This is a genomic window from Plantibacter sp. LMC-P-059a, from assembly GCF_030209505.1.
Taxonomy (GTDB): Bacteria; Actinomycetota; Actinomycetes; order Actinomycetales; family Microbacteriaceae; genus Plantibacter.
On sequence record NZ_JARVRZ010000007.1, the window covers coordinates 59507 to 71532 of the forward strand.

At 68.3% G+C, this 12026-nt stretch carries 11 protein-coding genes; 10 read left to right on the top strand and 1 reads right to left on the bottom strand.

The window, feature by feature from the left end:
* Nucleotides 1-3: 3 nt before the first annotated feature.
* The 8 genes from QRN27_RS16445 to QRN27_RS16480 all read left to right on the top strand — a co-directional run bounded on the left by QRN27_RS16445 (nt 4) and on the right by QRN27_RS16480 (nt 9289).
* A complete protein-coding gene (locus QRN27_RS16445) occupies nt 4-300 on the top strand; it encodes a YggT family protein (RefSeq protein ID WP_056005447.1) in 297 nt (98 codons plus the stop codon).
* A gap of 175 nt (nt 301-475) precedes the next feature.
* On the top strand, nt 476-1117 hold the full coding sequence (locus QRN27_RS16450; protein WP_285043168.1) for a DivIVA domain-containing protein: 642 nt from the start codon (nt 476-478) through the stop codon (nt 1115-1117).
* On the top strand, nt 1077-1757 hold the full coding sequence (gene lspA, locus QRN27_RS16455) for a signal peptidase II (RefSeq protein WP_350224105.1): 681 nt from the start codon (nt 1077-1079) through the stop codon (nt 1755-1757). Before QRN27_RS16450 ends, lspA begins: the two co-directional genes overlap by 41 nt.
* Complete coding sequence (locus tag QRN27_RS16460) at nt 1754-2677, top strand: RluA family pseudouridine synthase (protein WP_285043170.1); 924 nt, start codon at nt 1754-1756, stop codon at nt 2675-2677. Before lspA ends, QRN27_RS16460 begins: the two co-directional genes overlap by 4 nt.
* Nucleotides 2678-2810: 133 nt before the next feature.
* Complete coding sequence (dnaE, locus tag QRN27_RS16465) at nt 2811-6329, top strand: DNA polymerase III subunit alpha (RefSeq protein WP_194670110.1); 3519 nt, start codon at nt 2811-2813, stop codon at nt 6327-6329.
* Nucleotides 6330-6389: 60 nt separating this feature from the next.
* Nucleotides 6390-7760, top strand: coding sequence for a histidinol dehydrogenase (gene hisD, locus QRN27_RS16470; RefSeq protein WP_285043171.1), 1371 nt, complete (start codon nt 6390-6392; stop codon nt 7758-7760).
* On the top strand, nt 7760-8248 hold the full coding sequence (gene nrdR, locus QRN27_RS16475) for a transcriptional regulator NrdR (protein WP_285043172.1): 489 nt from the start codon (nt 7760-7762) through the stop codon (nt 8246-8248). Before hisD ends, nrdR begins: the two co-directional genes overlap by 1 nt.
* A 3-nt stretch (nt 8249-8251) precedes the next feature.
* Nucleotides 8252-9289 carry a quinone-dependent dihydroorotate dehydrogenase gene (locus tag QRN27_RS16480; RefSeq protein WP_285043173.1) on the top strand — a complete coding sequence of 346 codons (1038 nt, stop codon included), beginning with the start codon at nt 8252-8254 and terminating at the stop codon, nt 9287-9289.
* Between the two features lie 68 nt (nt 9290-9357).
* On the opposite strand, the gene QRN27_RS16485 is transcribed toward QRN27_RS16480, so the two are convergent.
* A complete protein-coding gene (locus tag QRN27_RS16485; protein WP_056005465.1) occupies nt 9358-9957 on the bottom strand; it encodes a DUF3043 domain-containing protein in 600 nt (199 codons plus the stop codon).
* Nucleotides 9958-10000: 43 nt separating this feature from the next.
* On the opposite strand from QRN27_RS16485, the gene QRN27_RS16490 reads away from it, so the two are divergent.
* Nucleotides 10001-11443: a dipeptidase gene (locus QRN27_RS16490; protein ID WP_285043174.1), complete on the top strand. Its 1443-nt coding sequence runs from the start codon at nt 10001-10003 to the stop codon at nt 11441-11443.
* A 109-nt stretch (nt 11444-11552) separates the two neighbouring features.
* Nucleotides 11553-11918, top strand: coding sequence for an iron-sulfur cluster insertion protein ErpA (erpA, locus tag QRN27_RS16495; RefSeq protein WP_056005471.1), 366 nt, complete (start codon nt 11553-11555; stop codon nt 11916-11918).
* Nucleotides 11919-12026 lie beyond the last annotated feature (108 nt).

Below are 12026 nucleotides of genomic sequence, written 5' to 3' on the forward strand. Positions count from 1 at the left end.
GGGGTGGCTTCTCTCATCTCCGTGATCGGCACGATCCTCTATCTCGCGCTGCTCCTGTACTTCTTCGTCCTCTGGGCGAGGTTCATCCTCGACCTCGCCCGAGTGCTCCGTCCGCAATGGCGGCCCACGGGCGTCGGGCTGGTGCTCGCAGAATTGAGCTTCACGATCACGGATCCTCCGATCCGGTTCTTCCGCCGTGTCCTCCCGCGCGTCGCCGTCGGTCCGGTGGCGCTCGACTTCGGGTGGACCCTCACGATGTTGTGCTGCATCATCGCGATGACGCTCGTCCAGCTCCTCTAGCGTTCGAACGGGACCGCCCGCGAACAGCTCGCCACGATTGTGTGGCTACGATAGAACGTCCGTCACCTGACGGTCGCCTCCGACGTCGCGAACATGTCTCACCCATTGGGTCAGACTTTGCTAGCGTGGGGGCGTTGTACACAGATTTTCGATTCGACAGTGAAGGTGGTTCGCTATGGCGCTCACTCCCGAAGACGTGGTCCAGAAGCGGTTTCAGCAGACCAAGTTCCGCGAAGGCTACGACCAGGACGAGGTGGACGACTTCCTCGACGAGGTCGTCGTCGAACTCCGTCGCCTAATCCAGGAGAAGGACGAGGTCCAGCAGAAGCTGACCGCGGCCGAGTCCAAGATCGCCGAACTCCAGAAGGGCGGCTCGTCGGCCCCGGCAGCGCTGGCAAAGGCCGAGCCTGCTCCGGCGCCCGCGCCGGTCGCCGCTCCCACCCCGGCTCCGGCTGCGGAGTCGACCGACAACACCGCCGAGAGCTCGAACAACCTCCTCCAGCTGGCGCGCCGTCTCCACGACGAGCACGTCGCCGAGGGGGCTCAGCGCCGCGACGCACTCATCGCCGAAGGCCACGCCACCGCAGCGCGCGTCGTCGCCGAGGCTGAAGCCAAGCAGCGTGCCCAGATGCAGATCCTCGAGCAGGAGCGTTCGGTGCTCGAACACAAGATCGACGAGCTCCGCAACTTCGAGCGTGAGTACCGCTCGCAGCTGCGCGGCTACATCGAGGGTCAGCTGAAGGACCTCGACGCCTCGTCGTCGAGCTCCGCTCCCGATGCGAAGGCCGGCGTCACCGCCGACAGCGCAGCGGTCTAGCGCAGACACCCGGTTGTCTCCCGCATCACCGTCGAAGGCCAGCGCCAGGACTCTTGCAGTCCTGGCGCTGGTTGCCGTCGTGGCCTATTCGGCCGATCAGTTCACCAAGTTCCTCGTCACGACCAACCTGACCGTCGGTGAGTCCGTTCCCGTGCTCGGTCAGGCACTCGTGCTGTACTTCGTCAAGAACTCCGGCGCCGCCTTCTCGCTCGGCGCGGGGTACACCTGGATCTTCTCGATCCTCGCTGCGGTCGTCGTGGTGGTCATCGTCTGGTTCGCCCGCCGTATCCGCTCGCGAGCCTGGGCGATCGTGTTCGGCCTGCTGCTCGGTGGTGTGCTCGGGAATCTGACGGACCGGCTCCTCCGCGAGCCGTCCTTCGGTCTGGGGCACGTGGTCGACTTCATCTCCACCCCGTGGATGCTGCCCGCGATCTACAACGTCGCCGACATCTGCATCGTCGTCAGCATGGCGCTCTTCATCCTCCTGACGCTCTTCGGTGTGAACCTCGACGGCACCCGCACGACGCGTGCGAGCGAACGGGCCGCCCAGGAGGCGGAGGACCGCGAGGCCGAAGCGGACGCGGCCACCCTCGATCCGGCGGAGCCGGGCGACGCGAGCCCGGACGCAGGTCGCCCGTGAACGAGTCCCGCAGCCTGTACGTCCCCGACGGACTCGACGGCGAACGGGTCGACGCCGGCCTGGCCAAGCTCCTCGGCTTCTCCCGGAGCTATGCAGCCGAGGTCGCCCTCGGAGGCGGCGTCACCATGAACGGCAAGTCGGTCGACAAGTCCGACCGACTGCTCGCCGGTGCCTGGCTCGAGATCGAGTGGACGTCCCGCCGCGAGGCCGTGATCGTGCCGATCGCCGTCCCCGACCTCGGCATCGTCCACGATGACGACGAGATCGTGGTCGTCGACAAGCCGGCCGGCGTCGCCGCCCACCCCTCCGTGGGGTGGGAGGGCCCGACGGTGCTCGGTGCCCTCGCCGCAGCCGGCTTCCGCATCTCGACCTCCGGAGCCGCTGAGCGGGCCGGGATCGTGCACCGGCTCGATGCCGGGACGAGCGGCCTCATGGTCGTCGCGAAGACCGAGCGGGCGTACACCTCCCTGAAGCGTGCCTTCCACGACCGCGAGGTCGAGAAGATCTATCGTGCCGTGGTCCAGGGACATCCCGACCCGCTTGCCGGCACCATCGACGGGCCCATCGGGCGCCACCCGCGTCACGACTGGCGCTTCGCCGTCACTGCCGACGGGAAGCCTTCCATCACCCACTACGAGACCCTCGAGGCGTTCCCGTACGCCTCCCTGCTCGACGTGCACCTGGAGACCGGCCGCACGCATCAGATCCGCGTGCACATGGCAGCCCAGCGGCATCCCTGCGTGGGCGACACGATGTACGGCGCCGACGCGGCGCTCTCGGCCCGTCTGGGGCTCACGCGGCAGTGGCTGCATGCGACGAAGCTCGGATTCGCGCACCCGGCTGACGGTGAGTTCGTGCGATTCGAGACCGCCTACCCGGCGGATCTGCAGCACGCCCTTTCGATCCTCGAACTCGACTGACACCCCGTCGCCGATCGACCACCGAGTGCCTTCGCAGGCCGGGGTCGATGGTCGGTGGCGACGATTAGGCTTGTCCCAGACCACCTCGGCGTCCGCGCCGTTCCCCCCAGCACGATCCCCGGAGGCGCCGTCCGTGCCCACGTCCACCGATTCGTTCGTCCACCTGCACGTCCACAGCGAGTACTCGATGCTCGACGGCGCGGCGCGGGTGAAGCCCCTCATCCAGGCCGCGGTCGAGCAGGGCATGCCCGCCGTCGCGGTCACCGACCACGGCAACATGTTCGGCGCGTTCGACTTCTGGCGGACGGCCACCGATGCGGGCATCAAACCGATCATCGGGACCGAGGCGTACATCACGCCGGGGACTGCACGTGGCGACCGCACTCGCATCAAGTGGGGCGACGGCGGGGGAGACGACGTCTCCGGAGCCGGGGCCTACACGCACATGACCCTGCTCTCGGAGACGACCGAGGGCATGCACAACCTCTTCCGGTTGTCCTCGAAGGCGTCGATCGAGGGGTACTACTTCAAGCCGCGCATGGACCGCGAGATCCTCAGCGAGTACGGCGCCGGCCTCATCGCCACGACGGGATGCCCGAGTGGTGAAGTGCAGACGAGGCTGCGCCTCGGTCAGTACGACGAGGCGGTCAAGGCGGCCGCCGACTTCCGCGACATCTTCGGTGCGGAGAACTACTTCTGCGAGATCATGGACCACGGTCTCGGGATCGAACGCCGCATCATGGGCGACCTCATCAGGCTGTCGAAAGACCTCGGCTTGCCGCTCCTCGCGACGAACGACCTGCACTACACGCACGCTGCCGACGCTAAGGCGCATGCGGCGTTGCTCTGCGTGCAGTCCGGTTCCACCCTCAACGACCCGAACCGCTTCAAGTTCGACGCCGACGAGTTCTACCTGAAGTCGGCCGACGAGATGCGTCGGTTGTTCCGCGAGTACCCCGAGGCCTGCGACAACACGCTGGCGATCGCCGAACGCTGCGAGGTCGCCTTCGACACCTCAGCGAACTACATGCCGCGGTTCCCGGTCCCCGAGGGGGAGAACGAGGAGAGCTGGTTCATCAAGGAGGTCGAGGCAGGCCTCCACCAGCGATACCCGAACGGCATCCCAGCCGACGTCCGCGACCGCGCGAACTACGAGACGGGCGTGATCGTCCAGATGGGGTTCCCCGGCTACTTCCTCGTCGTCGCCGACTTCATCCAGTGGTCGAAGCGCAACGGCATCCGGGTCGGTCCCGGCCGTGGTTCCGGTGCCGGCTCGATGGCCGCGTATGCCATGCAGATCACCGACCTCGACCCACTCCGCCACGGACTCATCTTCGAGCGGTTCCTCAACCCCGACCGCGTCTCCATGCCCGACTTCGACGTCGACTTCGACGACCGTCGTCGTGGCGAGGTGATCAAGTACGTCACCGAGAAGTACGGCGACGAGCGCGTTGCGCAGATCGTCACCTACGGCACGATCAAGGCCAAGCAGGCGTTGAAGGACTCCTCCCGGGTCCTCGGCTTCCCGTTCGGCATGGGCGACAAGCTGACGAAGGCCATGCCGCCGGCGGTCATGGGGAAGGACATCCCGCTCGAGGGCATCCTCGACACGAAGCACCCGCGCTACAAGGAGGCCGTCGACCTCCGCGGCATCCTCGACACGGATCCCGAGGCGCGCACCGTCTTCGAGACCGCCCTCGGCATCGAGAACCTCAAGCGCCAGTGGGGTGTGCACGCGGCCGGTGTGATCATGTCGAGCGACCCGCTCATCGACATCATCCCGATCATGAAGCGCGAGCAGGACGGCCAGATCGTCACCCAGTTCGACTACCCCGCGTGTGAGTCGCTCGGACTGATCAAGATGGACTTCCTCGGGTTGCGCAACCTGACGATCATCAACGACGCCCTCGACAACATCAAGAGCAACCGGAACATCGACCTCGTCCTCGAGGACCTCGAGCTCGACGACCGCGGCGCGTACGAGCTGCTCTCCCGGGGCGACACGCTCGGCGTGTTCCAGCTCGACGGCGGACCGATGCGCGCGCTGCTGCGCCTCATGAAGCCCGACAACTTCGAGGACATCTCGGCACTCATCGCGCTGTACCGTCCGGGCCCCATGGGCGCGAACTCGCACACGAACTACGCCCTCCGGAAGAACGGCCTGCAGGAGATCACCCCGATCCACCCGCAGCTCGAGGAGCCGCTGTCCGAGATCCTGTCGACGAGCTACGGGTTGATCATCTATCAGGAGCAGGTGATGGCGATCGCGCAGAAGGTCGCCGGCTTCTCCCTCGGACAAGCCGACATCCTCCGACGAGCGATGGGCAAGAAGAAGAAGTCCGAACTGGACAAGCAGTTCGAGGGCTTCTCCGGCGGCATGGTGGCCAACGGGTTCTCGATGGAGGCCGTCAACAAGCTGTGGGAGATCCTGCTCCCGTTCTCCGACTACGCGTTCAATAAGGCGCACTCCGCTGCGTACGGGGTCATCTCCTACTGGACGGCCTATCTCAAGGCCCACTACCCGGCGGAGTACATGGCCGGGCTGCTGACGAGTGTCGGCGACTCCAAGGACAAGATGGCGCTCTACCTCAACGAGTGCCGCCGGATGGGCATCCAGGTCCTGCCGCCGGACGTCAACGAATCGATCGGGTTCTTCGCGGCTGTCGGCGAGGACATCCGTTTCGGCCTCGGCGCGGTCCGTAACGTCGGGTCGAACGTGGTCGAACTCATCCGTCAGGCACGCGAGCGTGAAGGGCGGTTCACGTCGTTCCACGACTTCCTGCGCAAGGTGCCGCTGCCCGTGGCGAACAAGCGGACGATCGAGTCGCTGATCAAGGCCGGTGCGTTCGACTCCATGGGCGACAGCCGACGTGCGCTCTACGAGATCCACGAGGACGCGGTCGATTCGGTCGTGAAGGACAAGCGCGCCGAGGCGTCGGGGAGCATCGGCTTCGACTTCGACAGCCTGTTCGCCGAGGTCGGCGAGGTACCGCTCGCGAGCGTTCCCGAACGACCCGACTGGAGCAAGCGCGACAAGCTCAACTTCGAGCGCGAGATGCTCGGGCTGTACGTCTCCGACCACCCGTTGGCCGGTCTCGAGATCGAACTCGCGAAGCATGCGACGACGACCATCACCGACCTCATGACCGCCGAGAACATGGACGGCGAGACCGTCGTCATCTCGGGGCTCGTCACGAGCGTCCAACATCGCATCGCGAAGGCGTCCGGCAATCAGTACGGCATGATCCAGGTCGAGGACTTCGGTGGCGAGATGACCGCCATGTTCATGGGCAAGGCCTACCAGGAGTTCGCGTCAGAACTCGTCGGCGACTCCATCGTGGTCGTGCGTGGCCGCGTCAGCGTCCGCGACGACGGGATGAACCTGCACGCCTACAGCATCTTCTCGCCCGAGCTCCCGGAGGCGGGTGCCGATCGCATGCTCCAGCTGACGATGGCGGACGCCCGCGCGACGACCGAGACGGTGATGACCCTTCGCGACATGCTCTCGAGACACGCAGGTTCGACCGAGGTCCGACTGAAGCTCTTCCGGGGCGATGTCGCGCGGGTGTTCGAGTTGCCGCATCGGGTCAGCGTGTCTTCCGGGCTCTTCGGGGAGCTGAAGTCGTTGCTCGGCCCGAACTGTCTCGGTTGACGCGTTGCGGTCCACGTCGCCGGCGGGACACGACGCCGTGAACGGTAGGCTGTGACGGCCATGATCACCACCATTGACCTCAGGGGCGTGCGGCCGAGCCGCACCGAACTCCTGGAGATGCTGCCCCGTCCCGTCGTCGACGTCACCGCCGCAGCCCATGCGGCGCAGTCGCTGATCGACGCCGTACGGACCGAGGGTTCCGCTGCGTTGTCGGCGCAGTCCGACCGCTTCGACGGCGGACGGCCGGAGCACCTCCGCGTGCCGCAGTCCGAGATCGACGCTGCGGTGGCCGCACTGGACCCGGCGGTGCGCGCCGCACTCGTCGAGGCCATCGACCGGGTTCGCGAGGCGACGCGAGCGCAGGTCCCGCCGGAGCGCACCACCACGCTCGGCGAGGGAGCGACCGTCGTGCAGCGGTGGGCGCCCGTCGGGCGGGTCGGGCTGTACGTGCCAGGGGGCAAGGCCGTCTACCCGTCGAGCGTCGTCATGAACGTCGTCCCGGCGCAGGAGGCCGGGGTCGGCTCCGTCGCGCTCGCGTCCCCACCGCAGCGCGAGTTCGACAACCGTGTGCACCCCACCATCCTCGGAGCCGCCGGTCTCCTCGGGGTCACCGAGGTGTACGCCATGGGTGGGGCCGGAGCCATCGGCGCGTTCGCCTACGGGGTCCCCGACATCGCGCTGGATCCGGTCGACGTCGTGACGGGTCCCGGGAACATCTTCGTCGCGGCCGCGAAGCGCCTCGTGAAGGGGCAGGTCGGCATCGACGCCGAGGCGGGCACGACCGAGATCCTGGTCATCGCAGATGCCTCCGCCGACGCCAGAATCGTCGCCGCCGACCTCGTCAGCCAGGCCGAGCACGACGAGGCGGCGGCGTCGTTGCTCGTCACCGACGACGAGCCCCTGGCCCTGGCCGTCCAGGAGTGGTTGAGTCGCTACGCCGCCGGCACCCGCCACGGCGCCCGCGTCGTCCAAGCCCTCGCCGGTCCGCAGTCCGCCATCGTGCTCGTCGACGACTTGGAGGCCGCCGTCGCGTTCAGCAACGCCTACGGACCGGAGCACCTCGAGGTCCAGACCGCCGACCCGGAGGCGCTGCTCGGCGCCATCACGAACGCCGGCGCCATCTTCCTGGGGGAGCACACCCCGGTGAGCCTGGGGGACTACCTCGCCGGCTCCAACCACGTCCTCCCGACGGGAGGACAGGCCCGCTTCTCGTCCGGCCTGGGCGCCTTCACCTTCCTCCGCCCGCAGCAGGTCGTCCGGTACGACGAGTCCGCGCTCCGCCAGGTCTCGAACCACATCGTCGCCCTGTCGTCGTCCGAGGACCTCCCCGCGCACGGGGAGGCGGTGACGGCGCGCTTCGGCCTCGTCGACGCCGAGACCCGCGCCGCTGAGGAGCACACCGAGCACGCCACACCCGAGGGAGCCGTCTGATGTACTGCCCGTTCTGCCGCCACCCCGACTCCCGCGTCATCGACTCCCGGACGAGCGACGACGGGCTCGCGATCCGTCGGCGCCGGCAGTGCCCGGAGTGCGGGCGGCGGTTCAGCACGATGGAGACTTCGAGCCTCGGCGTGATCAAACGCTCCGGTGTCGTGGAGCCGTTCAGCCGGGAGAAGGTCGTGAGCGGCGTCAGGAAGGCGTGCCAGGGTCGTCCGGTGACGGACTCCGATCTCGCGGTGCTCGCGCAGCGCGTCGAGGAGTCCATCCGCGCGACGGGTGCTTCGCAGATCGACGCGAACGACATCGGTCTGGCGATCCTCGCGCCGCTGCGTGAGCTCGACGAGGTCGCGTACCTCCGGTTCGCCAGCGTCTACCAGGCGTTCGAGTCCTTGGATGACTTCGAGTCGGCCATCGCGCTCCTCCGGGTCGAACACGCCGCGGGCACGTCGACTGCCGACGAGCCGATCGTGGAGCGCTGAGTCGTGTACCGGTTCCTCTTCACCCACGTCCTGGCGAAGCTCGACCCGGAACGCGCCCATCACCTCGCGTTCGACGTGATCCGTGCGCTTCCGTCCACCGGTCTCGGATCCGTCATCAGGCGGTGGACCGCACCCCGGACCGATCAGTCCGTTGAGGCGCTCGGCCTCCGGTTCGAGACCCCGTTCGGTGTCGCCGCCGGGTTCGACAAGGACGGCAAGGGGGTGCTCGGGCTCGGGCTCCTGGGCTTCGGCCACGTCGAGGTCGGCACCATCACGGCGATCCCGCAGGCGGGCAATCCGAAGCCACGCCTCTTCCGCCTCGTCCCGGACCGCGCCGTGATCAATCGCATGGGCTTCAACAACGAGGGTGCCGCATCAGCAGCGCCACGACTGGCGCGGACGGCCCGCGTCGCCAGGCGTCCCGTCCTCGGGGTGAACATCGGCAAGAGTCGGGTGGTGGACGTCGCCGACGCCACGGCCGACTACGTCTCGAGCGCCACCCTGCTGGCACCCACGGCCGACTACCTCGTGGTCAACGTCAGTTCACCGAACACCCCTGGTCTCCGAGGTCTCCAGGAGCTCGAGCAGTTGTCGCCCCTCCTGGACGCGGTGCGTGCAGCCGCCGGAACGACACCGCTCCTCGTGAAGATCGCCCCGGACCTCACGGACGCCGAAGTGGACCGCATCGCTCAGCTCGTCGTCGACCTGGGGCTCGACGGGATCATCGCGACGAACACGACGATCTCCCGCGACGGCCTCGAGACCGACCCGGAGACCGTCGAGGCGGCCGGTGCCGGCGGGCTCTCCGGCGCACCACTCGCCGACCGGTCGATCGCGGTCCTGCGGCGCATCCGCGCCGTCGTCCCGCCGGAGCTGTGCGTGATCTCCGTCGGCGGTGTCGAGACCGCCGCGGACGTCCAGGAACGCCTCGATGCCGGCGCCACGCTCGTCCAGGGCTACACGGCGTTCCTGTACCGCGGTCCGCTCTGGGCGCGGCAGATCAACCGCGGTCTTGACCGCCTCGCTCGCGCCGGCCGCTGACCCGGTCGAACGCCGCTGACGACGAACGCCCGCCGGTCTGAGACCGGCGGGCGTTCGTGGTGCTGGACCTACTTGTTGGGGAACTGGCCGCGCTTGACCTGCGGCTTCGGCAGGCGGAGCGGGCGCAGCTGCAGTGCGCGCATGGCGGCGTACCAGCGCACGCGCGGCTCGTCCTGTCCGAACTTCGCACGGAGCGCCTTCCGGACGCGGAACCCGAGGAAGAAGCAGTCGGCGATGGCGATGATGAAGAAGACCCAGAGGGTCAGCATGCCGTAGACCTGGATCTCGGGCACCGGCATGAACGTGAGGATGATCACGAGGAACATGACGGGGATCATGAACTCGCCGATGTTGAACCGGGCGTCCACGTAGTCGCGGACGAACTTCTTCTGCGGGCCGCGTTCGCGAGCCGGGAGGAACTTGTCGTCGCCCGCCGCCATGCCGGCCTGTGCTCGGCGTCGAGCCTCGGCCTGCTGCGCCTTCGCCGCTCGCGAGGCCTCCTTGCGGTCGGAGGGGACGAGCGGACGCTTGTTCTGCGCCTCGCGTTCGGCGCGCGACGGCGTCGGGCGGCCCTTCGCCTCCTTGGCGCCGCGGGCGAGGCGTTCGGCGGTCTGCGCCGCGGTCTCGACGAGGGGCTCTGATGCTGGGGTGCTCTGCTGTTTGGCCACGGTGGAACGTCCTTGATCGGGGGATTCGCTTAAGATTACTCGCATGACGACAGGTACCACGACGGAATCGGCCCAAGATCCACACAACGACCAGGAACTCCTCGACCGGCTCCGCGAATCGGTCGCGGGCGCGCTGCCCTCCTCGATCGCCGACCTGTCGGCACTCGTGCGGATCCCCTCCGTGTCCTGGTCGGCGTTCGACGCCGCCGAGGTCGCCCGGAGCGCCGAGGCCGTCGCCGAACTCGCCCGCGGTCTCGGTGTCTTCGACGAGGTCTCGGTGAGCCGCGCCGCCGTCGACGGAGGGACGGAGCTCGGGCAGCCGGCCGTCCTCGCCCGGCGCGAGGCCCGCAACGGGCGCCCCACCGTGCTGCTCTACGCGCACCACGACGTCCAGCCGCCCGGGAGTGACGACAAGTGGGAGTCGCCGCCCTTCGAGCCGACCGTCCGCGATGGCCGCCTCTACGGGCGGGGCGCCGCCGACGACAAAGCCGGTGTGATGTCCCACATCGCGGCGATCCGGGCCGTCACCGAGGTGCTCGGTCCCGACCTTGACCTCGGCATCGTCCTGTTCATCGAGGGGGAGGAGGAGTTCGGGTCGCGATCGTTCGGCTCGTTCCTGGAGGAGCACCGCGAGACCCTCGCGGCCGACGTCATCGTCGTCGCCGACAGCGACAACTGGGACGAACGGACCCCGGCGCTCACGATCGGCCTGCGTGGCAACGTGACGTTCCGGTTGCGCGTGAAGACGCTCGACCACGCCTCGCACTCGGGCATGCTCGGGGGAGCGGTGCCGGACGCCATGCTTGCGGCCGTCACCCTCCTCGCGAGCCTGTGGGATGCTGACGGTTCCGTGGCGGTCGAGGGGCTCACCTCCCACGACGCGGTCACCCCCGAGTTCGACGAGGCGCAGCTCCGCGCGGAGTCAGGCCTCTCCGACGGCGTCTCGCCCATCGGCCGGGGTTCCATCCTCAGCCGGATCTGGTCCCAGCCCGCGATCACCGTCACCGGGATCGACGCACCGACCGTGGCCAACGCCTCGAACACCCTCATCCCGGAGGTGGCCGTCCGCATCAGTGCGCGGATCGCCCCCGGTCAGGACCCGGCGGACGCCTACAGAGCCCTCGAGGCGCACCTCCTTGCCCACGCGCCCTTCGGAGCGCAACTGGCCATCGACGAGGTCGACCAGGGGAGTCCGTTCCTCGTCGACACGGGCGGCTGGGCCGTCGCCGAGGCGAAGCGCGCCATGCACGACGCCTGGGAGGTCGAGCCGGTGGAGATGGGTGTCGGTGGGTCCATCCCGTTCATCGCCGACCTCGTCCGGGTCTTCCCGGAGGCCCAGATCCTCGTGACGGGCGTCGAGGACCCGCACTCGCGGGCCCACAGCCCGAACGAGTCGCTGCACCTCGGGGTGTTCCAGAAGGCGATCCTCACGGAGGCGGTCCTCCTCGGACGGCTGGCCTCGGCACCGAAGCCTTCGGCAGGCTGACCCGCGGCGGTGGGAACACCCCCGGCATCATGGGGGTGCGCCCGCCGCCCCGAGCGGTAGAATGACTCACAGGCGTCGTCCGGCGCCGCCAGACCTCGCGAGGAGCATCATGAGCGACACCATCCTGACCGAGACCAAGATCGACGCGGCCCACGGCGTCGGCCTCTCCGACACGGCGGCGCAGAAGGTCAAGAGCCTCCTCGAGCAGGAGGGTCGCGACGACCTCCGCCTGCGTGTCGCCGTCCAGCCCGGGGGCTGCTCCGGACTCATCTACCAGCTCTACTTCGACGAGCGCATGCTCGACGGAGACGCCACGGTCGACTTCGACGGCGTCGAGGTCATCGTCGACAAGATGAGCGTCCCGTACCTCGACGGTGCCTCGATCGACTTCGAGGACACCATCCAGAAGCAGGGGTTCACCATCGACAACCCCAACGCCGAGGGCAGCTGCGCCTGCGGCGACAGCTTCCACTGAGGCAGATTCTTCCTGAAGGGGAAACCACCCGGTCCCGGGTGGTTTCCCCTTCGACATTCCGGTCACGATCCGGCACCGCGGACGCGAATGGTCCGGCGTTCACCACCC